General features: G+C 62.8%; 21 protein-coding genes and 1 riboswitch. Of the genes, 15 read left to right on the top strand and 6 right to left on the bottom strand.

The window, feature by feature from the left end:
* Positions 1-7 precede the first annotated feature (7 nt).
* From AB7A72_RS02060 to AB7A72_RS02020, 9 genes are all read left to right on the top strand, one after another.
* Complete coding sequence (locus tag AB7A72_RS02060; RefSeq protein WP_239811296.1) at positions 8-1477, top strand: NADH-quinone oxidoreductase subunit M; 1470 nt, start codon at positions 8-10, stop codon at positions 1475-1477.
* A gap of 27 nt (positions 1478-1504) precedes the next feature.
* Positions 1505-2998, top strand: coding sequence for an NADH-quinone oxidoreductase subunit NuoN (nuoN, locus tag AB7A72_RS02055; RefSeq protein WP_239811297.1), 1494 nt, complete (start codon positions 1505-1507; stop codon positions 2996-2998).
* A gap of 31 nt (positions 2999-3029) precedes the next feature.
* Positions 3030-3356, top strand: a complete 327-nt coding sequence (locus tag AB7A72_RS02050) for a DUF2818 family protein (RefSeq protein ID WP_312458850.1) — start codon at positions 3030-3032, stop codon at positions 3354-3356.
* A gap of 4 nt (positions 3357-3360) precedes the next feature.
* Complete coding sequence (locus tag AB7A72_RS02045; protein ID WP_369458873.1) at positions 3361-3876, top strand: DUF1178 family protein; 516 nt, start codon at positions 3361-3363, stop codon at positions 3874-3876.
* A 330-nt stretch (positions 3877-4206) separates the two neighbouring features.
* A complete protein-coding gene (locus tag AB7A72_RS02040; RefSeq protein WP_021028573.1) occupies positions 4207-4977 on the top strand; it encodes an ABC transporter ATP-binding protein in 771 nt (256 codons plus the stop codon).
* Position 4978: 1 nt separating this feature from the next.
* A complete protein-coding gene (locus AB7A72_RS02035) occupies positions 4979-5701 on the top strand; it encodes an ABC transporter ATP-binding protein (protein WP_369458872.1) in 723 nt (240 codons plus the stop codon).
* Between the two features lie 78 nt (positions 5702-5779).
* Positions 5780-6976, top strand: a complete 1197-nt coding sequence (locus AB7A72_RS02030) for an ABC transporter substrate-binding protein (protein ID WP_230771658.1) — start codon at positions 5780-5782, stop codon at positions 6974-6976.
* 133 nt (positions 6977-7109) lie between these two features.
* Positions 7110-7994, top strand: coding sequence for a branched-chain amino acid ABC transporter permease (locus AB7A72_RS02025; RefSeq protein WP_239811301.1), 885 nt, complete (start codon positions 7110-7112; stop codon positions 7992-7994).
* Between the two features lie 9 nt (positions 7995-8003).
* Positions 8004-8987 carry a branched-chain amino acid ABC transporter permease gene (locus AB7A72_RS02020; RefSeq protein ID WP_312409845.1) on the top strand — a complete coding sequence of 328 codons (984 nt, stop codon included), beginning with the start codon at positions 8004-8006 and terminating at the stop codon, positions 8985-8987.
* A 76-nt stretch (positions 8988-9063) separates the two neighbouring features.
* Here AB7A72_RS02020 and AB7A72_RS02015 read toward each other — a convergent pair whose 3' ends face one another.
* Entirely contained in the window at positions 9064-10221 is a 1158-nt protein-coding gene (locus tag AB7A72_RS02015; RefSeq protein WP_369459096.1) for an ABC transporter substrate-binding protein, read from the bottom strand.
* Between the two features lie 253 nt (positions 10222-10474).
* A riboswitch (TPP riboswitch) is annotated at positions 10475-10596 on the top strand.
* A gap of 270 nt (positions 10597-10866) precedes the next feature.
* Here AB7A72_RS02015 and thiC point away from each other — a divergent pair.
* Positions 10867-12801 carry a phosphomethylpyrimidine synthase ThiC gene (gene thiC, locus AB7A72_RS02010; protein WP_369458871.1) on the top strand — a complete coding sequence of 645 codons (1935 nt, stop codon included), beginning with the start codon at positions 10867-10869 and terminating at the stop codon, positions 12799-12801.
* A gap of 140 nt (positions 12802-12941) precedes the next feature.
* On the top strand, positions 12942-13607 hold the full coding sequence (locus AB7A72_RS02005) for a nitroreductase (protein ID WP_369458870.1): 666 nt from the start codon (positions 12942-12944) through the stop codon (positions 13605-13607).
* 18 nt (positions 13608-13625) lie between these two features.
* Here AB7A72_RS02005 and AB7A72_RS02000 read toward each other — a convergent pair whose 3' ends face one another.
* Both AB7A72_RS02000 and AB7A72_RS01995 read right to left on the bottom strand, forming a co-directional pair.
* Positions 13626-14309 carry a YitT family protein gene (locus tag AB7A72_RS02000; RefSeq protein WP_312409836.1) on the bottom strand — a complete coding sequence of 228 codons (684 nt, stop codon included), beginning with the start codon at positions 14307-14309 and terminating at the stop codon, positions 13626-13628.
* 163 nt (positions 14310-14472) lie between these two features.
* Entirely contained in the window at positions 14473-15693 is a 1221-nt protein-coding gene (locus tag AB7A72_RS01995; RefSeq protein ID WP_312458821.1) for an ABC transporter substrate-binding protein, read from the bottom strand.
* Between the two features lie 289 nt (positions 15694-15982).
* Here AB7A72_RS01995 and AB7A72_RS01990 point away from each other — a divergent pair, with 289 nt between their 5' ends.
* Both AB7A72_RS01990 and AB7A72_RS01985 read left to right on the top strand, forming a co-directional pair.
* Complete coding sequence (locus AB7A72_RS01990; RefSeq protein ID WP_369458869.1) at positions 15983-19165, top strand: IPTL-CTERM sorting domain-containing protein; 3183 nt, start codon at positions 15983-15985, stop codon at positions 19163-19165.
* Between the two features lie 198 nt (positions 19166-19363).
* Entirely contained in the window at positions 19364-19750 is a 387-nt protein-coding gene (locus AB7A72_RS01985; protein ID WP_369458868.1) for a hypothetical protein, read from the top strand.
* Positions 19751-19796: 46 nt separating this feature from the next.
* Here the strand turns inward: AB7A72_RS01985 and AB7A72_RS01980 are convergent, their stop codons facing one another.
* The 3 genes from AB7A72_RS01980 to yjgA form a co-directional block, all read right to left on the bottom strand.
* A complete protein-coding gene (locus tag AB7A72_RS01980) occupies positions 19797-21005 on the bottom strand; it encodes a multidrug effflux MFS transporter (protein ID WP_369458867.1) in 1209 nt (402 codons plus the stop codon).
* Between the two features lie 297 nt (positions 21006-21302).
* Positions 21303-21899, bottom strand: coding sequence for a molybdopterin adenylyltransferase (gene mog / locus AB7A72_RS01975; protein ID WP_312458796.1), 597 nt, complete (start codon positions 21897-21899; stop codon positions 21303-21305).
* A gap of 22 nt (positions 21900-21921) precedes the next feature.
* Complete coding sequence (yjgA, locus tag AB7A72_RS01970) at positions 21922-22608, bottom strand: ribosome biogenesis factor YjgA (protein ID WP_369458866.1); 687 nt, start codon at positions 22606-22608, stop codon at positions 21922-21924.
* 80 nt (positions 22609-22688) lie between these two features.
* Between yjgA and pmbA the strand changes: the two genes are divergently transcribed.
* Entirely contained in the window at positions 22689-24089 is a 1401-nt protein-coding gene (pmbA, locus tag AB7A72_RS01965) for a metalloprotease PmbA (RefSeq protein WP_369458865.1), read from the top strand.
* Positions 24090-24209: 120 nt separating this feature from the next.
* Positions 24210-24917 (top strand): riboflavin synthase subunit alpha, encoded by a 708-nt coding sequence (locus AB7A72_RS01960; protein ID WP_369458864.1) that lies wholly within the window; start codon positions 24210-24212, stop codon positions 24915-24917.
* Positions 24918-25041: the final 124 nt, after the last annotated feature.

The following is a 25041-nucleotide window of genomic DNA, read 5'->3' as shown; positions in this document are numbered from 1 at the left end:
AAGAAAAATGGGATTGTTGAGTCTTGCAATTTGGACGCCCATCGTCTTTGGTACGGTCCTGCTGGCCTTTGGCAAGCAGGAGCAAGCCAAGATGGTGCGCTGGATCGCACTGGTCGGTGCGCTGATAGGCCTCCTGGTCACCTTGCCGCTGTACACCGGCTTCCAGCTGGGTACGTCGGCGATGCAGTTCGTCGAGAAGGCGTCCTGGATTCCACGCTTCGGTATCAACTACTACCTGGGCGTCGATGGCATCTCCTTCTGGTTCGTGCCGCTGACCGCTTTCATCACGGTGATCGTGGTGCTGGCTTCCTGGGAGTCGATCACCGAGCGCGTGAACCAGTACATGGGCGCATTCCTGATCCTGTCGGGTCTGATGATCGGTGTGTTCTCCGCACTGGACGGCCTGCTGTTCTACGTGTTCTTTGAAGCGACCCTGATTCCGATGTACCTGATCATCGGTATCTGGGGTGGCCCGAACCGCATCTACGCAGCGTTCAAGTTCTTCCTGTACACGCTGATGGGTTCGCTGCTGACTTTGATCGCGCTGCTGTACCTGTACAGCAAGTCGGGCAGCTTCGAGATTCTGGCCTGGCACCAGCTGCCGCTGACGATGACCGAGCAGACCTTGATCTTCTTTGCCTTCTTCGCTGCGTTTGCTGTGAAGGTGCCGATGTTCCCGGTCCACACCTGGCTGCCCGACGTGCACGTCGAAGCGCCTACCGGTGGCTCTGCGGTGCTGGCCGCGATCATGCTGAAGCTGGGTGCCTATGGTTTCCTGCGTTTCTCGATGCCGATCGCTCCCGATGCGTCGCATGAATGGGCCTGGCTCATCATCGCGCTGTCGCTGATCGCCGTGATCTATGTGGGTCTGGTGGCGATTGTGCAGAAGGACATGAAGAAGCTGGTGGCATACTCGTCCGTCGCACACATGGGCTTTGTGACCCTGGGCTTCTTCATCTTCAATGACATCGGTGTCATGGGTGGCCTGGTGCAGATGATTGCCCACGGCTTCGTCTCGGGCGCGATGTTCCTGTGCATCGGCGTGCTGTATGACCGTGTGCATTCGCGTGACATCGCTGCCTACGGCGGTGTGGTCAACACCATGCCCAAGTTTGCTGCCTTTGCACTGCTGTTTGCGATGGCCAACTGCGGCCTGCCAGGCACCGCCGGTTTCATCGGCGAGTGGATGGTGATCCTGGGCGCCACGAAGTTCAACTTCTGGATTGGTGTGCTGTCGGCCACCGCGCTGATTCTGGGTGCGGCCTACACGCTGTGGATGTACAAGCGCGTGTACTTCGGCCCCGTGACCAATGACCATGTGCGTGAGCTCAAGGACATCGGTTGCCGCGAATTCCTAATCCTGGGCATCTTGGCTGCTGCCGTGCTGATCATGGGTGTCTACCCCGCACCGTTCACCGATGTGATGGGTGCCTCGGTGGCCGACCTGCTCAAGCATGTCGCTGCGTCCAAGCTGTGATGGTCGGACAGAATTGAGAGACTTGAGATGATTGATAACATCAGCTGGCTGGCTATCTATCCTGAAATCGTGCTGTTGGTGATGGCTTGCGTCATCACCCTCGTGGACCTGGGCGTCAAGAGCGCAGGGCGCACGCTCACCTACATTCTGTCGCTGCTGACCCTGGTGGTCGTGGCGGTGATCACCGGTATCTACGCCAGCAATGGCAATACCTTCTACGCCTTCGGCAACATGGTCGTCTCCGACGCCATGGGCAACTGGCTCAAGTGTGCGGCGGCCATCGCCATGGCCGTCACCCTGGTGTATGGCCGTGGCTACTCGCGTGACCGTGGCATGCTCAAGGGCGGCGAGTACTTCATCCTGTCGCTGCTGGCACTGCTGGGCATGAACGTGATGATCGCGGGCAACAACTTCCTGATCATCTACCTGGGCCTGGAGCTGTTGACCCTGTCGAGCTACGCGCTGGTCTGCCTGCGCCGTGACAACACTGCTGCGGTGGAAGCGGGCATGAAGTACTTCGTGCTGGGCGCGATGGCGTCGGGTTTCCTGCTGTACGGCCTGTCGATGATCTACGGTGCCACTGGCTCGCTGGACATCGGTGAAGTGTTCAAGGCGGTCAACTCCGGCCTGATCCGCCACCAGGTGCTGGTGTTTGGTCTGGTGTTTGTGGTGGCGGGCCTCGCGTTCAAACTGGGTGTGGTGCCTTTCCACATGTGGGTGCCTGACGTCTACCAAGGCGCACCAACCGCCATCACGATGATCGTCGGCGGCGCGCCCAAGCTGGCAGCTTTCGCGATCGTGATCCGCCTGCTGGTCGACGGCCTGCTGCCGCTGGCCATCGACTGGCAACAGATGCTGGCCGTGCTGGCCATCCTGTCGCTGCTGATCGGTAACCTGGCCGCTATTGCACAGACCAATATCAAGCGCATGCTGGCCTACTCGACCATCTCGCAAATGGGCTTTGTGCTGCTGGGTCTGATGTCTGGCGTGGTCAATGGCAATGTGGAAGCCGCAACGGCTGGCAACGCCTACAGCGCATCGATGTTCTACGTGGTGAGCTATGTGCTGACCACGTTGGCCACCTTCGGTGTGGTGCTGCTGCTGGCCCGCGAAGGCTTCGAGAGCGAAGAGATCGCTGACTTCGCCGGTCTGAACCAGCGCAGCCCGCTGTACGCCGGCGTGATGGCGATCTGCCTGTTCTCGATGGCTGGTATTCCTCCGCTGGTGGGCTTCTACTCGAAGCTGGCCGTGCTGCAAGCACTGGTGGCATCGGGCAGTGGCCTGTACATTGCGCTGGCCGTGTTCGCAGTGGTCATGTCGCTGATCGGCGCCTTCTACTACCTGCGCGTGGTCAAGGTCATGTACTTCGACAAGCCCATCACTGCCGCCAAGGTGCACGCACCGCTGGACGTGCGTGCCGTGCTGGTCGTCAATGGCGCGCTGGTGCTGATCCTGGGTATCATGCCCGGCGGTCTGATGAAGCTGTGCTCTGACGCCGTCCTGCGCGCGCTCGCCAGCTAAACCATCTGCCCTCCAACTCTGCAAAGCCCGCATGTCTATCACCGCATCCATCTGGCTGGTGATCGTGGCGGGCTTTGTTGCGGCCAATCTGCCGTTTCTGAACCAACGCATTCTGGCCGCTGGGCCGGTATGCCATGACAGCGGCAGTGCCAGCAAGGCACTGTGGATCCGCTTGGTCGAGCTGGTCGTGTTGTACTTCCTCATCGGGGCCTTTGCGATGCTGCTTGAAGGCCGTGCCGGCCAGCGCAGCAGCCAGGGTTGGGAGTTCTATGCCGTCACCGGCACCTTGTTCCTGACCTTTGCCTTCCCCGGTTTTGCCTACCAGTACCTGCTGCGCAAGGTGAGCCGAGCGGGGTGAGCCTGTGAAGGTTTTCAACCTGCGCTGCCCGTTGGGCCATGTCTTTGAAGGCTGGTTTGCCTCCGATGCCGCATTGGAGCAGCAGCAGAGCCAAGGCTGGCTCAGTTGCCCGATGTGCAATTCGCGCGAGATCGTCAAAGGTCTGAGCGCCCCGCATCTGGCACGCAAATCCAATTCCATCCCCGCAGCGGTGCCCGCCACGCCGGCCTCATCGGCCGCAGCCGCCGCACAGTCCGGCAGCGCGCCGAGCTCCGCCCCGCCTTCCCAGGCTTCCCACCCGCTCAGTGATGCCCAGCGACTGCAACAGGCCTGGCTGGAGCTGTCGCGCCAGGTCATTGCCAACACCGACGATGTAGGCAGTGACTTTGCCGACCTGGCCCGGCAGATGCACGAGGGTGAGGTCGATGTCCGGCCCATCCGGGGCACCGCCACCCCGCAAGAGCAGCGCGCGCTGGCCGATGAAGGCATCGATGTACTGCCGCTGCTGCTGCCCGAAGCCAGCAAGCACCGCCTGCAATAGGGCGCTTCTGTCGCCTTGGCAGCAGCCCGGGTGGGCTTGCATGCTGCCGCACTGAGGATGCACAGCCCCTATCGATGGCTGAGGGCAGGGCGTCTGCATTGTCGTCCGTCTTTGATTCTGATGACAAAAAGACGGCCGCTTGTCCCTCAGGCGACTATCAAAAAGTGAGCGCATAAAGCCCACGGGTTAACGCGTACGCAGCCTCACCTACAGGCTTTCCCCAGTGTTGCATCGCAGTATTCTTTCCTAGTATTGGCAGCATCGAAGCGGCGTGCATTTCCAACCCGGAATAGGCGCCGCGCTTTTTTCCAGCGAAGCGGTGCGGTGCCCATGAGTGATGTCATTCTTCAAACCCGAGATCTCACCAAGGAGTTTCGGGGATTCACAGCAGTCAGCAATGTCAATCTGTCGGTGCAGCGGGGCTCGATCCATGCGCTGATCGGCCCCAATGGTGCCGGCAAGACGACATGCTTCAACCTGCTGACCAAGTTCCTGACGCCCACCAAGGGCATCATCCATTTCAACGGCACCGACATCACCAGCGAGGAGCCGGCGCAGATTGCCCGCCGTGGGGTGATCCGCTCGTTCCAGATCTCGGCGGTGTTCCCGCACCTGAGCCTGATGGAGAACGTGCGCATCGCCTTGCAGCGCAAGCTGGGCACGTCCTTCCACTTCTGGAGCAGCGAGCGCACGCTGGACAAGCTCAACGGCCGCGCGGTGGCCTTGCTCGAAGAAGTGGGCCTGGCCCATCTGGCCGACGAGATCACCCTGAACCTGCCCTACGGCCAAAAGCGTGCGCTGGAGATCGCGACCACGTTGGCGATGGAGCCCGAGCTGATGCTGCTTGACGAGCCCACCCAGGGCATGGGCCATGAGGACGTCGAGCGCGTCACCCAGCTGATCAAGAAGGTGTCGGCTGGCCGCACCATCTTGATGGTCGAACACAACATGAAGGTCATCTCGACGATTGCGGACCGCATCACGGTGCTGCAGCGCGGGGCCATCCTGGCCGAGGGCGACTACCAGACGGTGTCGCAGAACCCCCAGGTGATGGAAGCGTATATGGGAACCACCGACGGCCAGCTGCAGGGAGCGCACTGACATGAATGAGAAAAACGGAGTGCCAGCACTGGAGATCAGCGATCTGCACGCCTGGTATGGCGAATCGCATGTGCTGCATGGCGTGAACATGCGCGTGATGCCGGGCGAGGTCGTGACCCTGCTGGGCCGCAATGGCGCAGGCCGCACCTCGACGATGCGTGCCGTCATGGGCCTGACGGGGTCGCGCAAGGGCTCGATCAAGATCAACGGCGTCGAGACCATCCAGATGCCTACGCACAAGATTGCGCATCTGGGCCTGGGTTACTGCCCGGAAGAGCGCGGCATCTTTGCCAGCCTCTCCTGCGAAGAAAACCTGATGCTGCCGCCGGACCTGAAAACCGGCTCGGCCGGCATGTCGGTCGAAGAGATCTACGAGATGTTCCCCAACCTGGCCGAGCGCCGCCACAGCCAGGGCACGCGCCTGTCGGGCGGCGAGCAGCAGATGCTGGCGGTGGCCCGCATTCTGCGCACCGGCGCCAAGCTGCTGCTGCTCGATGAAATCTCCGAGGGCCTGGCACCGGTCATCGTTCAGGCGCTGGCCCGCATGATCGTGAGCCTGCGTACCAAGGGCTACACCGTGGTGATGGTCGAACAGAACTTCCGCTTTGCTGCGCCGCTGGCCGATCGCCTCTATGTGATGGAACACGGCCAGATCGTCGAACAGTTCAGTGCCGACGAGCTCGAAGGCAAGATGCCTTTGCTCAACACCTTGCTGGGGGTCTAGCCTCCCACTTTTTTTGCAACGCTGGCACAGCGCAGACTGCCGCCATGAATTGAGAACAGATATTTTTTAGGAGACAAGATGAAAGCAAAGCTCAAAGCCATTGCCCAAGTGGCATGTTTGGTCGCCCTGTCCGCAGGCGCTGCCCAGGCACAGGAGAAGGTGAAGATCGGCTTCATCACGGACATGTCCAGCCTCTACGCCGACGTGGAAGGCAAGAACGGCGCTGTCGCCATCCAGATGGCCATCGACGACTTCGGTGGCAAGGTGCTGGGTCAGCCTATCGAGATGGTCTCGGCCGACCACCAGAACAAGGCCGACATTGCCGCCTCCAAGGCGCGCGAGTGGATCGACACCGCCGGCGTGACGATGCTGTTTGGCGGCACCAACTCCGGCACGGCGCTGGCCGCTGCGAAGGTGGCCCAGGAGAAAAAGCGCGTCTACTTCAACAGCGGCGCGGGCTCGTCGGCGCTGACCAATGAGCAATGCAGCCCCTACACAGTGCACTACGCCTATGACACCGTGGCCCTGGCCAAGGGCACCGGCGGCGCCGTGGTGGACCGTGGTGGCAAGTCCTGGTTCTTCCTAACGGCAGACTACGCATTCGGCCACTCGCTGGAGGCAGATACCACGGCCGTCATCAAGGCCAAGGGCGGACAGGTTGTCGGCTCGGTGCGCCATCCGCTCAACGCTTCCGACTTCTCGTCCTTCCTGCTGCAGGCGCAAAGCTCCAAGGCCCAGATCCTGGGTCTGGCCAATGCCGGCGGCGACACCATCAATGCCATCAAGGCTGCACGTGAATTCGGCATCAACAAGAGCATGAAGACCGCTGGCTTGCTGGTCTTCCTGTCCGACATCCACAGCATGGGCCTGAAGAACACCGAAGGCCTGCTGCACACCACCAGCTGGTACTGGGACCTGAACGACGAGACACGCAAGTTCGCCGACAAGTTCTTTGCCAAGACCAAGCGCATGCCGACCGATCTGCATGCGGCGGACTACTCGGCCACGATGAACTACCTGAAGGCCGTTGAAGCCGTCAAGACCACCGATGCCGACAAGGTCATGGCGTACCTCAAGAGCACGCCACTGAACGATTTCTACGGCAAGGGTGTCATCCGTCCCGATGGCCGCTACGCGCACGACATGTACCTGGTCGAAGCCAAGTCGCCCGCCGAATCCAAGAAGCCCTGGGATTACCTGAAGGTTCTGTCCACCTTGCCTGCAGACCAGGTCTGGACGACCAAGGCCGAATCCAAGTGCGCGCTCTGGAAGTAAGCACCGCTCACACGTAACCTGCGTCCTTGCCGCCTGCTGCGGCACCCGTCCATCGCTGATGGGCCGGGTGCCAAAAGCAGCATTGGCATGGCGCCAGGCGTGTTGTGTTCATTCACCGACTCGTGAGCCTTTCATGGAAATCTTTGGTATCTCATTACCGGCCTTGATGAGCCAGCTGCTGCTGGGTCTGGTCAATGGCTCGTTCTATGCCATTCTCAGTCTGGGATTGGCCGTGATCTTCGGCCTGCTCAACGTGATCAATTTCGCCCACGGCGCTTTGTTCATGCTGGGGGCCATGTTCACCTGGATGGCGGCCTCCTACTTCCAGATCAACTACTGGGTGATGCTGCTGCTGTCACCGATTCTGGTGGGCATCATCGGGGTGCTGATAGAGCGCTTCCTGCTGCGCCATATCTACAAGCTCGACCACCTCTACGGCCTGCTGCTGACCCTGGGCCTGTCGTTGCTGATCGAAGGTGTGTTCCGCTCGATCTATGGTGTCTCCGGCCTGGGTTACGACACGCCAGAGCTGCTCGAAGGCGCCACCAATGTCGGCGTGATGCTTCTGCCCAACTACCGCATGTGGGTCGTCGCAGCCTCGCTGGTCGTCTGCTTTGCCACCTGGTTCGTGATCGAGAAGACCCGCCTGGGTGCCTACCTGCGCGCCGGCACCGAGAACCCCCGTCTGGTCGAGGCCTTCGGTGTCAACGTGCCGCTGATGATCATGCTGACCTATGCCTTTGGCGTGGGCCTGGCCGCCTTTGCCGGCGTGCTGGCCGCTCCGGTCTACCAGGTCACGCCGCTGATGGGACAGAACCTGATCATCACTGTGTTCGCGGTAGTCGTGATCGGCGGCATGGGCTCCATCATGGGCGCCATCATCACCGGTCTGGCACTGGGCGTGATCGAAGGGCTGACCAAGGTCTTCTACCCGGAGGCCTCGGCCACCGTCGTGTTTGTGATCATGGTCATCGTGCTGCTGGTACGCCCGGCTGGCCTGTTTGGCAAAGCGAAGTGAGGTGAGGGGATGAATTCCAAGAAGTTTGCCAAACTGGGATACGGCTTGCTGCTGCTCGGCCTGATTGCGGCGCCGTTCATGGGGGCCTATCCGGTGTTCGTGATGAAGCTGATGTGCTTTGCACTGTTTGCCTGCGCCTTCAATCTGCTGCTGGGCTACACCGGTCTGCTGTCCTTTGGCCATGCCGCCTTTTTTGGTGGCGCGGCCTATGTGACCGGCCATGCGATCAAGGTCTGGCACCTGACGCCGGAGCTGGGCATTTTGTTCGGTGTGGTGTTCGGCGCATTGCTGGGCGTGGTGTTCGGCTGGCTGGCCATTCGCCGCCAGGGGATTTATTTCTCGATGATCACGTTGGCGCTCGCGCAGATGCTGTTCTTCGCCTGCCTGCAAATGCCCTTTACCGGGGGTGAGGACGGCCTGCAGGCGGTGCCGCGCGGCAAGCTGTTTGGCCTGCTGAGCCTGGAGAGCGACTGGACGATGTACTACGTGGCGCTGGTCATCGTGGTGCTGGCCTTCCTGCTGATCATGCGCACGGTGCATTCGCCTTTCGGCCAGGTGCTCAAGGCCCTGAAAGAGAACGAGCCACGTGCCATCTCGCTGGGCTACGACGTCAACCGCTTCAAGCTGCTGGCCTTTGTCATCTCGGCCGCGCTGGCGGGCCTGGCGGGCTCGCTCAAGACGGTGGTGCTGGGCTTCGCCACGTTGACGGACGTGCACTGGACGGCATCCGGCCAGGTCATCCTGATGACCTTGGTGGGCGGCCTGGGCCTGCTGTCCGGCCCGATCGTCGGCTCGGCGGTGATCGTCGCGCTGGAGAACAAGATCGGCGATATCGGCACCTGGCTGTCGCGCTTGACGGGCGTCGAATGGTTCAACACCTTGGGTGAGTCGGTGACGATCGTGACCGGCCTGATTTTTGTGATCTGTGTGCTGGCATTCCGCCGCGGCATCATGGGCGAGTTGATCGCCTTCATGGACCGTAAGAAGAAATAGCGGAGGGTCGCAGACCCGTCCAAGTCAAAGGCCTGCATTGCGCAGGCCTTTGTTTTTTGGGCAGCAGCGGGAGGATTTACTTCCAGAGCTTGCAGGTGCTTTCGGCCTTGGTGGTCCAGACCTCACCGGGGCTGAGCGTCTTGAGCACCTTGAAATAATCCCAGGCGCCTTTGGATTCGGCCGGGGTCTTCACCTGCATCAGGTACATCTCATGCGCATACCGGCCATCGGGGCGGACAACGCCCTTGGCATAAAAGTCGGACAGTGGCTCGGCCTTCAGCGCAGCCACCACCTTGTCCGAATCGGTCGACTTGATGCGGTCCGCTGTCTTCAGGTAAGTCATCATCGCCGAGTAATCGGCCGCCTGCAGCGAGGTCGGCATCTTCTTGAACTTTTCGAAGAAGCGGTCCGAGAACTTGCGGCTCTCGGGATTCAAATCCCAATGCCAGCTGTCGGTGAACATCAGGCCTTCAGTCTGCTTGAGCCCCAGGCTGTGGATGTCCGAGCTGAACAGCAGCAGGCCAGCCAGTTTCATCGTCTTGGTGACACCAAACTCGCGCGCAGCCTTGATGGTGTTGATGGTGTCGCCGCCCGCGTTGGCCATGGCCAGAATCTGCGCCTTGGAGTTCTGCGCCTGCAGCAGGAAGGATGAGAAATCCGAGGCATTGATCGGGTGGCGCACGGCGCCCACCACGCGGCCGCCGGCGGCCTTGATGACCTTGGTGGTATCGGCCTCCAGCGCATGGCCAAAGGCGTAGTCGGCCGTCAGAAAGAACCAGTCCTTGTCGCCCAGGCCCACAATCGCGCCGCCCGTGCCCTTGGCCAGTGCCACGGTGTCGTAGGCGTAGTGCACGGTGTAGGGGCTGCACTGGTCGTTGGTCAGCGCCGAGGTGCCCGAGCCGTTCACGATGATGAGGCGCTTTTTCTCCTCGGCCACCTTGGCCATCGCCAGGCCGGTGCTGGAGGTGGTGCCGCCCACCAGCATCTGCATATCGCGCTGGTCGAACCACTCGCGGGCCTTCGATGCGGCCAGGTCGGCCTTGTTCTGGTGGTCGGCCACCATCAGCTCCACCGGCTTGCCCAGCAGCTTGCCGCCAAAGTCGTCAATCGCCATCTGCAAGGCCAGGGCCCCGCCCTTGCCATCGACATCGGCGTAGACGCTGGACATGTCGGTGATGAAGCCGATCCGCACCTTGTCTTGCGCCAGCGCGCCTTGGCCGAGCAGGGCCAGCATGCAGCCAGCGGCAGCGGCCGCAATCGCTCGTCGCCGGTGCGGCCGGGCAGAACGCAAAGAGGGCATTGCAGGAACTTGCATCGGGAGGTCTCCTTGTTCAAATAGACAGGCGTACAGCGTGACGGCCAGGTGCGGCGCACCGGTGGGCGGCTGCGCCCCGATGGTTGCAGGCTGCTTCGCGCGCGCCTACTGGGGTAAGCACCAGAGCGCGGCAAAAACGCGTCTGCAGGCGCGGCACGAACCGGCTATACTGCTCGCAGCTCCGGGGTGTGCGAAAGCGCTGAGATGCGAAAGGTAGTGGCAAGACTGCTGATTAGCGAACCCGACGAACTTGATCCGGTTCATGCCGGCGGAAGAAGAGCGGGACCCTGAAAGCACAGCGGTGGAAGGCAGGCAGCGTTGCATGGCACGCGCTTGCAGCCCTCCGCCACGCACACCCCAGGCGCCTCGCGCACTGGGGTTTTGTCTTTTTTGGGGACGGCACCTGTCAGCGCGCAACAGGTGCCGCCATGGCCACCCCACAGCGGCCCTGGCGCAACGCACAGCACGGCCGGGCCGGGGTGCAGTCGATGGGCGTGTTGCAACAGAGCAGGGCCGGCACGTCCCGGAGCGTTCGATGAAATCAACCGCTTTGAGGAGACTGCCATGAACGCCCCTGAGTCCCTGTTCATCCCCGCCACCGGTGATGCCCCCGATGCCGCCCGCTTTAGCGAACTGCTGGCCCGATCGCGCCAGCCTTTTCCTGCGTCGACCAAATCCTATCTGGCCGGTGCCATCCACCCGCAGCTGCAGGTGCCGGTGCGCGATATTGCACTGACCAACGGGGAGCGGGTCAGCGTCTACGACACCTCCGGGCCCTACACCGACCCGGCCGTGGCCATCGATGTGCGCCAGGGCCTGCCCGCGCTGCGCGCCGAATGGATTGCCGCGCGCACTGACAGCGAATACTACGTGGGGCGCCCGCGTGTGGCCCTCGACGATGGCGGCAAGCGCGGCGAAGAAGACCTGCGCGTGGCCCAACTGCGTGCCGAGGCCGCCGCACTGCAGCGCCAGCCGCGCCGCGCCAAGAGCGGCGCCAACGTGACCCAGATGCACTATGCACGCAAGGGCATCATCACCCCCGAGATGGAATACGTCGCGCTGCGCGAGAACGGCCGCCGCGAATGGATGGCCGAGTACCAGCGCGATGCCGCGCGCGAGGCCCGCCTGGCGGGCAACAGCCTGGGCGCGGCGATCCCCAAGATCATCACGCCGGAGTTTGTGCGCGACGAGGTGGCGCGGGGCCGGGCCATCATCCCGGCCAACATCAACCACCCCGAGATCGAGCCGATGGCCATTGGCCGCAACTTCAAGGTCAAGATCAATGCCAACATCGGCAACTCGGCGGTGACCTCCAGCATCGAGGAAGAGGTCGAGAAACTGGTCTGGGCCATCCGCTGGGGGGCCGACAATGTGATGGACCTGTCCACCGGCAAGAACATCCACACCACGCGCGACTGGATCGTGCGCAATTCGCCAGTGCCCATTGGCACCGTGCCGATCTACCAGGCGCTGGAGAAGGTGGGCGGCATTGCCGAGGACCTGACCTGGGAGATCTTCCGCGACACGCTGGTGGAGCAGGCCGAGCAGGGCGTGGACTATTTCACGATCCATGCCGGCGTGCGCCTGGCCTATATCCACCTGACGGCCCAGCGCCGCACCGGCATTGTCTCGCGCGGCGGCTCCATCATGGCCAAGTGGTGCATGGCCCACCACCGCGAGAGCTTCCTCTACGAACATTTCGAAGACATCTGCGACATCATGAAGCAGTACGACGTGAGCTTTTCGCTGGGCGACGGCCTGCGCCCGGGCTGCGCCTCGGACGCCAATGACGAAGCCCAGTTTGCCGAGCTGGCGACGCTGGGCGAGCTGACCCAGCTGGCCTGGAAGCACGATGTGCAGACCATGATCGAAGGCCCGGGCCATGTGCCGATGCACATGATCCAGGCGAACATGACCGAGCAGCTCAAGCACTGCCACGAGGCGCCGTTCTACACCCTGGGCCCACTGACCATCGACATCGCCCCGGGCTACGACCATATTGCCAGTGCCATTGGTGCGGCGATGATCGGCTGGTTTGGCACCGCCATGCTCTGCTATGTGACGCCGAAGGAGCACCTGGGCCTGCCCGACCGCGATGACGTCAAGCAGGGCATCATTGCCTACAAGATTGCCGCGCATGCGGCCGATGTGGCCAAGGGCCACCCCGGTGCGCGCGCGCGTGACGATGCATTGAGCCAGGCGCGTTTCGATTTCCGCTGGGAGGACCAGTTCAACCTGGGGCTGGACCCGGACACGGCCCGCGCCTTCCATGACGAAACCCTGCCCAAGGACAGTGCCAAGGTGGCGCATTTCTGCTCGATGTGCGGGCCCAAGTTCTGCTCGATGAAGATCACGCAGGAGGTGCGCGAGTTCGCCAAGCACCAGGGCGTGGCCGAGGAGCAGGGCATTGCGTTGGGCATGCAGGCCAAGGCCGAGGAGTTCAACCGGGCAGGGGGGGATTTCTACATCCCGATCGCCAGCGACACCACGGCCAGGTAAGGGCAGGCAGCGCTTGACGCACGATGCGGCCGCCACCCAGCGGCCGCATTGGCGCGTCGGTGTCAGCGATGTTTGCTGCGCTGCACTAAACTTCGGGCTGCAATGTGTCAGCCCCGTTCCACGCCAGAAAGCCCTTTGCCATGAACGTTACGCAAGCCATGAAAGAGCGCCGCTCTGTGCGCGCCTTTTTGCCCAAAACACCGTCTGCCCAGGCAGTCCACAGCCTGATTGCCGACGCGGCCCAGGCGGCATCGGGCGGTAATCTGCAGCCCTGGCGGGTGGTGGCGCTGGCGGGCCATGCCTTGCAGGAGCTGACCGATGCGATCGCGGACGCGCAGCCGCTGCCCGAGGGCGGCAACAACTACACCTACCCGCCCAATCTCTGGGAGCCGTACCGCACGCGCCGCTTCAAGAATGGCGAGGACCTGTACAAGACCATCGACATTCCGCGCGAGGACAAGGCCGCGCGCCTGGAGCAGCTGGCCAAGAATGGCCGTTTCTTTGGTGCGCCGGTGGGTCTGCTGGTGTTTGCCGACGAGCGCATGGGCTATGCGCAGTGGGTGGACCTGGGCATTTACCTGCAGTCCCTGATGCTGCTGGCCACCGAGCGCGGCCTGGCCACCTGTGCCCAGGGCTACTGGCGCCGCTATGGTGACACCGTGGAGCGGGTGCTCAAGGCCCCTGAGCCTTACAAGGTGGCCTATGGTATTGCGCTGGGGTACGAAGACCCGTCTGCGCCGATCAACAGCCTGCGTGCCGACCGCGCGCCCTTTGGCGACTGGGCGCAGATGCGCGGGTTTGACTAAGGCTTTTCAACCACGGGGTCAGACCGCGATATAGCGGTCCTTGCGGTGGTTCATCGCCACAATCAGGTTCAGGATCACCGCCCCGGCAATCGACCAGGCGACCGACACGGCCGGCACCAGCCACAGCGCAAAGGCCACAATGGTGCAGTCCAGCCCCATCTGCACCTTACCAGCCGACCAGCCTCGGCGCTCCTGCAGGTAGAGCGCCAGAATACCGAAGCCGCCCAGGCTGACCCGGTGGCGGAACAGAATCAAAAAGCCCGTGCCCAACAGCACACCGCCGAGAATGGCCGCCAGTGGCTGGGACACATAAGCGATGGACAGCAGCGCCGGCAGCAGCCCGGTGAGCCAGGACGTGGCCACCACCGCGATAAAGGTCTTGACCACGAAGGCGGTGCCCATGCGCTTGGCCGCCAGCCAGTAGAAGGGCAGGTTCAGGCAGAAGAACAGCAGGCCCAGATCCGTGCCGGTGGCGTAGTGCCCCAGCAGCGCAATACCGGCAATGCCCCCCGTCAGCAGCCCCGCGCTTTTGTACAGCACCAAGGCGGTGGAGATCAGCAAGATGCCGACCGCCATCGCGATGCCATCCTCCAGCCAGGAATGGCCGGAGGAGCCGGTCTTGAGTGCCCAGCGGAATTTGCCGGAGGTCAGTTGGGTCACGCGCGCAAAGCCTGCGCTGGCGGAGAGGCGGTATCGGGTCATGGGGAAAGGGCAAGCAAGAGTCCTGCCAGCTTGGGCGCCGTGCATGCGCCCCAGGCCCTGGCAAAGGCGAGATAGCCCTGCAATATAGGGCTAACCCTTATTCCTCAGACCTTGCCAAGGATTGGCGCAGCCCGGCTGCGGGCTGCCTCCCCGGTTCAGAGGCTCACTTCCAGATTGGGCACTGGGCCTCTTGCTTGCTGGCAAACAGCGTCTCGCCCGGCAGTGCCTTGATCAGCTTGAACGCGTCATGCTTGCCCTTGGACTCTTCGGGCGTCTTGACCTGCAGCAGGTACATGTCGTGCACATAGCGGCCGTTGGGCTCGATCTTGCCCTTGCCGAACATGTCGTTCAGCGGCATCGATTTGAGGGTCTGCATCACCTTGTCGGCATCCAGGCTCTGCGCCTTTTCCACGGCCTTGAAGTAGCTCATCGCCGAGGAGTAGTCGGAGGCCTGCAGCGAGGTGGGCATCTTCTTGGTGCGGGCGTAGTAGCGGTCGGTCCAGGCACGGGCTTCGGGCGAGCGGTCCCAGTACCAGCTGTCGGTGAACATCAGGCCACCGGCGAGCTTGAGGCCCAGGCTCTCGACCTCGTTGGCGAACACCATCAGCGCCACCGGCTTCATCTTGGGCGTGACGCCAAACTCCCGCGCGGCCTTGAGCGAGTTCATGAAGTCGCCACCCGCATTGGCCAGGCCCAGGATCTCGGCCTTGCTGGCCTGCACCTGCACGAGGTAGGACGAAAAATCATTCGCATGGAAAGGCGCACGCACCGATTTGACGATCTGGCCGCCCTGGGCCTGCACCACCTGGGTCACATCGGCCTCCAAGGTGTGGCCAAAGGTGTAATCGGCCACCAGCAGCGCCCAGGTCTTGGCGCCTTGCTCGGACACCGCCCGGCCCGTGCCGCGCGCAATCGCCGTGGTGTCGCTGTTGTAGTGCACCCAGTACGGCGAGCACTGGCTGCCCGTCAGGTTCGAGGAGTAGGCGCCGTTGATCAGCAGCACGCGTTTTTTCTCATTGGCCACCTGGCCCATGGCCAGCGCTGTCGCGGTGTTGGTGCCGGCAATCAGCAGCTGCACATCCTGGGTGTCGACCCATTCGCGCGACTTGGTCGAGGCGATATCGGCCTTGTTCTGGTGGTCGGCTGACAGCAGCTCGATCGGCCGGCCCAGCAGTTTGCCGCCAAAGTCCTCGATGGCCATCTGGATGGCGGTCACACCGCCCTTGCCATCGCCGTCCGAATACTGGCTGGACATATCGGTCAGAAAACCCAGGCGCACGGGGGCGGGTGCCTGTGCATGGGCAACGCCGGCAATGGCGCTGCAAGCCAGCGCGCAGGCGCTGAGAGCATGTACGCGGCGGCGCTGGGAAAAGGGCTGGGGCATGTTGACTCCTTTGTTATGTGGCTTGCCTGAGTTCAGCAAAGCCCATGCTAAGAGCAGATGCTGCCGGGCGACAGCGGGCAAACCGCCCAAGCACACGGCGTCTGTCACCCACGTTACCGAGCCCGTGGCGCCGAAGCGCATTTAATAAATAGATAAATAAAAACAAATTTCAAATAACAAACAGAGATTTCGGCCCAGGAGACACGCTCAGATGCAGAGGGGAAGTCACGTTTTTTCATCAGGCTGTCACCTGCAGTTGCAACACTTCCGCCTTTCTTTTGGGAACCCTATGCGACGCTTACCCCTTGTGGCCGCCATGGCCTCTTTGCTGATCCTCACGACACACACCACCTTGGCGGCCGACCAGGCCACCCATACCCCCGCACGCCAGGCGCTGGAAGCCAAGCTGGCTGCTGCCGATCCCCAGGGCCAGGTCTACGTCGAGCATGTCTTCAACGACACGGCTGCGACCACCCTGCCTGCGGGCTGGCGCACCGCTGCATGGAACAAGGGCACGGCCTCCATCGAGGCCAGCACCGGCAATCTGCTGATCAATGGCAAGGCGGACAGCACTGCGATGACTGCCGTGCTTCTGCCTGCGGAGTTCGAGAACCTCTCCAACTACCGTGTGGACATGGCGTTCAGCTTCGAGCAGCCGAACAACTCGGCCCGTTGGGGCAGCGTGATGTACCGCACGTCGCCGTCCAGCGCCACGCCGGCGCATGAGCCCTACTACCAGTTCGCGATCCGCCAGACCGCCACTGCCAACAACGGCACGGAGTTTGCGTACCGCAGTGGCGGTGGCTGGTCGGTGCAGGGCACCAAGCCCTATACCGAGGCCATCAGTGCCACCAAGACCTACGTCGCCAGCGTGGTGGTGCATGGCAACCGTGTGCGCCAATACCTCGATGGCGTGCTGTTGCACGATGCCCTGCTGAGCGCAGACCTGGCCAAGGGCGGGATCGGCATGCAGACCGCAGGCCTGATCATGCGCGTCAAAAGCATCAAGGTGACCGAGCAGATCACGCCGCTGCCCGAGTTGGACATGCCCGTGGTGGTGCAGGACGCTGGCAGCCCTGCTGCAATGGCACCTACACTGGTGCAGGCCGCAGAAGGCCTGCAATCGCTGGACGGCAGCGGCGCCAGCAATGCACTGTGGACGCTGGATAGCAGCCTGCATCTGCGCGATGCCAGCGGGGCCGACGTGGGCACGCTCGCCGCCTACTTTGCCCAGCCCAAGCGCAATACCATTCCGCTGCTGCGCATCCAGGACGAGGCCACCTTGAACGCGTTGGTGACCTTCTCCGACCAGGTGCACAATCTGGCCGACCTGACCTTGTTGTCCAGCGATGTGGCGCTGCTCAAGCAAGCCCGTGCCGCGTTGCCCAAGCTGCGCACTGCGGTGGATTTCAGCGAGCGCAATCTGACCACGTCCAAGGCCGATCTGCTGACCATTGTGGGCGATACCAACCGGGCAGGCGCCAAGATCGCCATCCTGCCCGAGCGCCTGACCGACCGCGCGTTTGTGGCCCATCTGCAGCGCCTGCTGATCACGGTGTGGACCAATGCCGAGGCTGCAACGCCTGAGCAAGCGGCGAAGGTGCTGGTCAGCGGTGTCAACGGCGTCGTCTCTGCCAACAGCGCGGCCTATGCCGAGTTGCTGCGCAAGCTGCCTGCCAACACCTTGCTGCGCAAGCCGCTGGTGATCGGCCACCGGGGCATGCCCAGCCGCGAGGACGAGAACACGCTGGAGAGCGCCAAGGCGGCGGTGGCGGTGGGAGCCGATGCCGTGGAGAACGACATCTACATCACCACAGACGACCATCTGGTCATCATGCATGACGACACCGTGGACCGCACCACCAATGGCACCGGCACCATCGAGAGCATGACCCTGGCACAGGTCAAGGCCCTCGCCAGCAAGACCAAGGGCTACAAGGTGCCCACGATGCGTGAGTACTTCCAGGCGTTCAAGAACGATCCCATCACCCATGTGATCGAGCTCAAGAGCAGCAACCCGCGCATCATTGCCCAGCTCAAGAAGGAAATGGCCGAAGAGGGCGTGGCGGACCAGTCTGTGGCCATCTCCTTCATTGCCGACCAGCTCAAGCGCAGCGGCGAGCAGATGCCCGAGCTGACAGGGGGCTTCCTCAACAGCATCGCCGACAGCGCCGATGTGCCCGCCAGCGTGCGCAATGTGCTGGAGGCCACACAGGCCAACTCCTCCACCTTCAATCCCAGCTACGGCGCCATTCGCCAAAGCACGATGGAAGCAGCCAAGCACCGTGGCGTGACCTTCTGGCCCTGGACGGTGAACGACCCGGCCACCTTCTACAAGTACTACAGCTGGGGAACCCATGGCATCACCACCAACGATGCCTACCTGGCCAGCAACTTCCCCGTAGAGATTGCGGCCAAGCCGCAAACTGCTGCGCTGGCTTTGAATGTGCCACTGAGCCTGGGTGTGACACTGACCACCCAACTGCGCGCACAGCGCGATGCCGTTGCCACGGAGCTGGTCTACCTGGGCGGCACTGCGACCGCGGTACCCGGTAGCAATGGGGCGCTCAGCTTCAGCAGTGCCGGCACCGCCATCGTCATGCCCGGCTACCGCCACCAGATGGATGCCACCTACAGCTACGTGATCATGGGCCAACCGGTGACCCTGGTGGTGGGCGATGGCAGCGACGGCGTGGTAGGCACCCCCAATGCACCGGCAGCCGGCCAGGTGAGCTGCAGCAGCGCGGTGCCCGGCCAGACCAGCACCTGCGCGGTCGTGCCCCAACCCGGCTACCAGCTGGTGGGCCTGGCTGCAGACAGCAGCTGCCCGGCAGGCCAATGGAATGCCGATCAAACGGCCTACACCACCGGCACGATCTCCGCGCAATGCCAGCTACGCTTTGACTTTGAAGCCAAGCCCGCCAGCGCATCCTTGGCGCCTGTCGGCAAGCAAGGCGAGATGCAAGCCACCGTGCGCGGCGGCGGCACCGGTCTCTGGGCTTTCGATGCCGCGCAAGCGGTGGCCGTGAGCCCTGCAGCAGCGGCGCCCAGCGGCGTGAGCTTTCCGTTTGGCGTCGTCAGCCTGCAGCTGACCGGCGGCCAGGCAGGGCAGAGCGCCACGGTGGAGATGACCTACCCGCAAGCCTTGCCCGCCAACGCCAAGTACTACAAGTACGGCAAGACCGCCGACAACAACCAGCCCCACTGGTATGTCTACCCGAATGCCAGCATCAGCGGCAACAAGGTGGTCCTGACCCTGACCGACGGCCAGACCGGCGATGACGACCTGCAGGCCAACGGCGTCATCCGCGATCCGGGCGGTGTGGCCGTGCTGGCCGATGACCCAGGCACACCTGGCACCCCTGGCGCTACCGCCACCCCCGTGCCTACCTTGGGCCATGCAGCACTCGCGCTGCTGTCGGGCGGCATGGGCCTGCTGGCCTGGCGCCGCAAGCGCGAGGGGCAGGTTTGATCTAGTGCTGTAGTCTTGGATAGGTAGTTGACCGCCAGTGGTGCCTTGGGGTGCCCTGGCGGTTTTTTTGATTACAAAGCGGTTTGCTTGTATGGTGAGAAGCGTCTCGCTCCCATTTCATTCGACAGGCTGGTGAAAGCCAGGCGCCGCATGGCGCCTTGTTGGGCGGCTTAATTTTTTGGGAAACGTTTTAATCCTATGCGTACTTACGAGGAACTCAAGGGGCACCCAGCAGACTTCATCGTTAGCTATCACCTCTACGCACCTTCTGAGGGCGGCAGAAAGGTCACTTTTCAGCACCTTCGCTGCGACTTCAGCTACGACGGATATGACATCGCTACTGATGGCATTTTCATGATCTATCCCGAATTTCTCGGAAAGGATGGCCAACCGATCAAAGAAGGAATCCCTGTCTGTTTAGACGGAAGGGCATCGATGTTTATTTTGTCTCCAGAGATGAGAGCATCGGTCCATCAAGGACGCATCAAGATCGGTACGCGTGGCTATTTTATGGAGGGCGGACGGAAGGTGGGAAGCCTGGAAGTGGTGCAAGTTGTAGATCTTCATGTGAATCCCATAAGTTGAAGCAGCTGAAGCTACTTCAGCAGGAATGGGGTTCCGACTCCACCCCTCAAGCCACCTGCCCCACCCCCCGTGCATCCGGCATGCGCGATGCCCAGGCGAACACCGCCATCCCCAGCAGCACCGTCACCGCCAGGCCCAGCGCCAGCAGCAGGCCACTGTGGAAGAGCTGCGGCGCCACGAGGCCGGAGATGATGGTGAAGACCATCATCTGGCTAAAGCCCTGCAACGAAGAAGCCAGGCCGCGCATCTGGGGGAACTGGCCCATGGCTTCCAGCGTCAGGATGGGCATCAGCTGCGAGATGCCAAAGGTGTAGAGCGTGATCGGCAGGACGGCCCAGGGGACGGTGGGTTGCTGGGTCAGGCTGTTGTAGAGCAGGTTGCAGGCGCAGGCGACCAGCAGGCAGGCGTAGCCGATGCGTTTTTGCACGGCGGACGGAATGCGGCGGGCAAACACGCTGGAGATGGCTGAGCCCAGCATGGTGCCGGCGATCAGCGGGATGAACAGCCAGCCCAGCGCGGTTTCGTCCATGCCGAGGATGGTCATCACAAACTCGGCGGCTGAGCTGATGTAGATCGAGTTGGCACCGGCCATCAGCGCCAGGCCGATCAGCATGGTGCGGAACTTGCGGTTGCGCAGTGCCTGCAGGTAGTTGCCGGCAATGATGCGCAGCTTCAGCGGCGTGCGGCGCTCGGGCGGCAGGGTTTCGGGCAACTGGCGCCAGATCAGCAGCGCCAGCAAGACGCCAAAGCCCGACAGGAAATAGAAGCTGTAGCGCCAGCCGCCATGGCTTTGCAGCCAGCCGCCCAGCACGGGCGCCAGCGCAGGGGCCAGGCCAAACACCATCATCACCAGCGCCATCATGCGCTGCGCCTCGGCACCCTGGTGCTGGTCTTGCACCATCGCGCGCACGATGACCATGCCCGAGCCGGCGCACAGGCCCTGCACCAGGCGCATCAGCACCAGCGATTCAATCGAGCCGGCAAAGGCCGCTGCCAGCGAGGTGATGCCGTAGCCGATGGCCGAGACCATCAACACGCGGCGGCGGCCGAAGGTATCGCTGAGCGTGCCGTAGAACAGCATGGTGCTGGCCATCGCAAACACGTAGACGCTCAGGGTTTGCTGAACTGCAATGGGTGAGGCGCCAAACTCCTGCCCGATGGCATGGAATGAAGGCAGGTAGGTATCGATGCCCAGCGGACCAATCATGGTGCACAGGGCAAACAGCAGGGTGAGCGTAACGGGTGACTTTTGCATGGGACGCTGGGCGCGCTGCCCGGGCCGCGATCACCAAGCGCTGCTAGGCCCTGCGGGCCCATGGCTTGGATGGAGGAAGAAGCGGGTGGGGGCGAGGGCGCCGAAATGAAGAACCACCGCCCCTCTGAAGATGGCTGAGGCTAGGCGGCAAGCAGGCATTTAACCAAAAATTGCCGCTGCCTGTGCCAACGGCCCGCGCCGCCAAAACGCGCTGGGACATTGGCTGCCCGCAATGCAAAGAGCGCGAAACTGTGTACACATTTCGCGCTCTGGGCGGTTATCAGCGGTGTGGAACGCCTAGCCCGCGCTGGGCCGCTCGGCGCCCTTGGGGCGAAATGCCTTGCAAACGGCTTCGTCGGTTTGCAGATAGGGGCCGCCGATCAGGTCCACGCAGTAGGGTACCGCGGCAAAGATGCCCGGCACCTGCTGCTGGCCTTCGGCGTCCTTCAGGCCTTCCAGGGTCTGGGCAATCGCCTTGGGCTGGCCGGGCAGGTTGATGACCAGGCTGCGGCCCCGGATGACGGCCACCTGGCGCGACAGAATCGCGGTCGGTACAAACTGCAGGCTGATCTGGCGCATCTGTTCGCCAAAGCCGGGCATTACCTTATCTGCGATGGCCAGAGTTGCTTCGGGCGTCACATCGCGCGGTGCAGGGCCGGTGCCGCCGGTGGTCAGCACCAGCGCGCAGCCAAGGTCCACCAGCTCGATGAGGGTCTGGCTGATCAGTGCCTCGTCGTCGGCAATCAGCCGGGTCTCGTACTGCAGCGGGTTGCGCAGCGCGCGGCCCAGCCAGTCCTGCAAGGCAGGCAGGCCCTTGTCTTCATAGACGCCGGTGCTGGCGCGGTCGCTGATCGAAACGAGGCCTATCTTGACGGTGTCGTACGTGCTGCTCATCGCTTGCCCTGTTGCGCTGCCATCAGGCCTGGTCATCGTCGTCTTCGCCGTCTGCAGCCGTATCGCTGCTGCTGCGGCTGGCGCTGTGGGCGGCCATCACATGGTCACGCACCAGCTGGAACAGCTCGCGGTAGGCACGGCCCTTGCGGGGCGCCTGGCCGGTGGATTCCTGCACGTGGGCTTCGTGGGCGCCTGGCATGTCCTTGCGGGCCTGGCGCACCAGGGAGCGCAGTTGCTGGATGTCGGTATCGGGGGCTTCGTTGATCCACTGGGCCACCGCATCGTCGCTGACGATCATGCGGTCGCGCCACTGCTCGGCGGCATGCAGCAGGGCCTTTTCCAGGCTGGAGCCTTCCTTTTGCTCGGACAGGGCTGCCTTGACCGCGGCGATTTCGCTGTCTTCGAGCTTGCGCATCAGCTTGCCGATGTACTGCATCTGGCGGCGCTTGCCTTCGAAATTGGTGATGCGCTTGGCCTCGGCCAGCGCATTGCTCAGGATTTCAGGCAATTCCAGGCGCTTGAAGAGGTCGCTGCGCAGGGTCAGCAGTTCCTTGCCCAGGTCTTGCAGGTCATCCATTTCCTTTTTCAGGTCGGACTTGCTCGACTCGGTGGTGCCTTTGAGCTCGGCCTTGAGTTCGATATCGAGCTCGCTGCCTTCGGCCACGAACTTGCCGCGAACGAAATAGCCTTTTTTGGGTTTGCGTGACATGGTTAAATGCTTTTGTTCAAAAGGCCATCGCCCGGCGCAGTGCCTGGGCGATGGCGGTTATCAGTATCATAGCGGGCAGTATGAATAAATCCGTATCCAGCTCCAACAGCCAAGGCGATGCCAAGGCTGAGTCCGGCTTCAGTTACAGCCGCGCATTTTTCAAAGATCTCGTCGAGCAGGCGCTCTCGCATGCCAAAAAACTCGGTGCGACCGATGCCGGGGCCGATGCCTCCGAAGGCTCCGGTCTGTCGGTGAGTGTGCGCAAGGGCGAGCTGGAGACGGTGGAGCGCAACCGGGACAAATCACTGGGAGTGACGGTGTATCTGGGCAAGCGCCGTGGCAATGCCAGCACGTCCGACTTCTCTGCCGAAGCAGTGCAGCGCACCGTGCAGGCGGCCTATGACATTGCACGCTTCACCGCCGAGGACCCTATCGCAGGTCTGCCCGACGCAGCCGATATTGTGCCAGCAGCCGAGCACCGCGAACTGGAGCTATTCCATCCTTGGGCCATTGACAGCGGAGCGGCGGCCCAATTGGCCCTGCAGTGCGAGGCGGCGGCCTTTGCCACCGACAAGCGCATCACCAACAGCGAAGGCGCCGGTGTGTCGGCCCAGCAAAGCCATTTCTACAGCGCCCACACCAACGGTTTCGCCGGCGGTTATGCCAGCTCGCGCCACAGCCTGTCGGTGGCGCCGATTGCCGGCAAAGGCGCCGACATGCAGCGCGATGCCTGGTACAGCAGCATGCGCCGCGCCAGCGACTTGGCCGATCCTGCCGTGGTAGGCCGGTATGCTGCCGAGCGCGCACTATCGCGCCTGGGCGCCCGCAAGATTGCCACGACCGAATGCCCGGTGCTGTTCGATGCCCCGCTGGCCGCCGGCCTGGTGGGCTCGCTGGTGCAGGCCATCAGCGGCGGCGCGCTCTACCGCCGAAGCTCCTTTTTGCTGCATTCGCTGGGCAAGAAGGTGTTCCCCAAGCACATCCAGCTGGTCGAAGACCCCTTCATCATCGGCGGCAAGGGCAGTGCGCCTTATGACGACGAAGGCGTGCGCGTGTCCAGGCGTTCGGTGATCGAAGACGGCAAGGTGGCCGGCTATTTCCTGTCCACCTATTCGGCCCGCAAGCTGAGTATGCGCACCACCGGCAATGCCGGCGGCGCCCACAACCTGCATTTCTACTCGACCAAGACCCGCCCATCGGACGACCTCAACGCCATGCTGCAAAAGCTGGGCACGGGTCTGTTCGTCATCGAGCTGATGGGCCAGGGCGTGAACCCGGTCACCGGCGATTATTCACGCGGCGCCAGTGGTTTCTGGGTGGAAAACGGCCAGATCGCCTTTCCGGTCGAAGAGATCACGATCGCCGGCAACCTCAAGGACATGTTCAAGGGCATCGAGGCCGTGGGCGCCGATGCCTACAACGCCGGCTCCAAGACCTTGGGCAGTATCCTGATCAACCGCATGAAGGTGGCAGGGTCCTGATCCCTCGCCGCTCAATGGCATCCAGCCCGCTCAGAGCCATCCAATCCAGGGGCGGCGGGCGGGTTTTATTTTTTGACTGGGCAGCCGGCCAAAGCGGGCCGGCGCTGTAAGGAGTGGGCTGTGTTTACCGGCATTATTCAGGCTGTGGCGCGCATCAGCGCGATTGACGACCAACCGGGGCTGCGGAGCTTTACCGTGGCCTTTCCCGATGGCTTTTGCGATGACCTGGCGATAGGGGCCAGTGTGTCGCACGACGGCGTATGCCTGACGGTGACCGAGCTGCTGGACCCCACGCACGCGCGCTTTGATGTGATGCAGCAGAGCCTGAACATCACCACCCTGGGTGCGCTGGCGCTGGGCTCACCAGTGAATGTGGAGCGCGCGGCCAAGGATGGCGCCGAGATTGGCGGCCACCCGCTCTCGGGCCATGTGGACTTTACCGGCACCTTGATGCAGGTGCGCCAGTTCGACAACAACCATGTGATGCGGGTCGCAGTGCCCGAGGCCTTTCGCCGCTATGTATTCGCCAAGGGCTATATCGCCATCAATGGCGCCAGCCTGACTGTTGCCGAGGTCAACCGCCAGGAAGGCTGGTTCGAGGTCTGGCTCATCCCCGAGACCTTGCGCATGACCGTGTTTGGTGACAAGCGCGCCGGTGACCGCCTGAACATCGAGATCGAGCGCAGTACCCAGGTGGTGGTGGACACCGTGCGCGAGGCAGTGGACGAGAGCCTGGGCCAACTCAAGCCCCTGCTCGAAGCCCTGCTGCGCGAGAAAGGCCTGAGCCTGGAAGACCTGGTCACACCGCCGCAACTGCCCAAGGCTTGATGGCCAAGACGTGGACAGGGGTCCTCTGCATGACCCTCGCCCAATGGGATGGACGTGGATCGGGATGAGACGCAAGGCGTCTTTTGCAGTCGAGCCGTAGCTATTGACAAGGAAGACAACGCAG

The organism is Comamonas sediminis (genome assembly GCF_041107495.1).
Classification (GTDB): Bacteria; Pseudomonadota; Gammaproteobacteria; order Burkholderiales; family Burkholderiaceae_C; genus Comamonas; species Comamonas sediminis.
This window is presented reverse-complemented; position numbering and strand designations above follow the sequence as displayed.

Bases quoted from the DNA above. Each gene is read 5' to 3' on its own strand.
- AB7A72_RS02030 (WP_230771658.1), top strand. From the start codon at position 5,780: ATGAAAGCAAAGCTCAAAGCCATTGCCCAAGTGGCATGTTTGGTCGCC.
- AB7A72_RS02060 (WP_239811296.1), top strand. From the start codon at position 8: ATGGGATTGTTGAGTCTTGCAATTTGGACGCCCATCGTCTTTGGTACG.
- AB7A72_RS01980 (WP_369458867.1), bottom strand. From the start codon at position 21,005: ATGCAAAAGTCACCCGTTACGCTCACCCTGCTGTTTGCCCTGTGCACC.
- AB7A72_RS01990 (WP_369458869.1), top strand. From the start codon at position 15,983: ATGCGACGCTTACCCCTTGTGGCCGCCATGGCCTCTTTGCTGATCCTC.
- AB7A72_RS02000 (WP_312409836.1), bottom strand. From the start codon at position 14,309: ATGACCCGATACCGCCTCTCCGCCAGCGCAGGCTTTGCGCGCGTGACC.
- mog (WP_312458796.1), bottom strand. From the start codon at position 21,899: ATGAGCAGCACGTACGACACCGTCAAGATAGGCCTCGTTTCGATCAGC.
- AB7A72_RS02050 (WP_312458850.1), top strand. From the start codon at position 3,030: ATGTCTATCACCGCATCCATCTGGCTGGTGATCGTGGCGGGCTTTGTT.
- AB7A72_RS02040 (WP_021028573.1), top strand. From the start codon at position 4,207: ATGAGTGATGTCATTCTTCAAACCCGAGATCTCACCAAGGAGTTTCGG.
- AB7A72_RS01995 (WP_312458821.1), bottom strand. From the start codon at position 15,693: ATGCCCCAGCCCTTTTCCCAGCGCCGCCGCGTACATGCTCTCAGCGCC.
- nuoN (WP_239811297.1), top strand. From the start codon at position 1,505: ATGATTGATAACATCAGCTGGCTGGCTATCTATCCTGAAATCGTGCTG.
- AB7A72_RS02005 (WP_369458870.1), top strand. From the start codon at position 12,942: ATGAACGTTACGCAAGCCATGAAAGAGCGCCGCTCTGTGCGCGCCTTT.
- yjgA (WP_369458866.1), bottom strand. From the start codon at position 22,608: ATGTCACGCAAACCCAAAAAAGGCTATTTCGTTCGCGGCAAGTTCGTG.
- AB7A72_RS01985 (WP_369458868.1), top strand. From the start codon at position 19,364: ATGCGTACTTACGAGGAACTCAAGGGGCACCCAGCAGACTTCATCGTT.
- AB7A72_RS02035 (WP_369458872.1), top strand. From the start codon at position 4,979: ATGAATGAGAAAAACGGAGTGCCAGCACTGGAGATCAGCGATCTGCAC.
- AB7A72_RS02025 (WP_239811301.1), top strand. From the start codon at position 7,110: ATGGAAATCTTTGGTATCTCATTACCGGCCTTGATGAGCCAGCTGCTG.
- AB7A72_RS02015 (WP_369459096.1), bottom strand. From the start codon at position 10,221: ATGCTGGCCCTGCTCGGCCAAGGCGCGCTGGCGCAAGACAAGGTGCGG.
- pmbA (WP_369458865.1), top strand. From the start codon at position 22,689: ATGAATAAATCCGTATCCAGCTCCAACAGCCAAGGCGATGCCAAGGCT.
- AB7A72_RS02020 (WP_312409845.1), top strand. From the start codon at position 8,004: ATGAATTCCAAGAAGTTTGCCAAACTGGGATACGGCTTGCTGCTGCTC.
- thiC (WP_369458871.1), top strand. From the start codon at position 10,867: ATGAACGCCCCTGAGTCCCTGTTCATCCCCGCCACCGGTGATGCCCCC.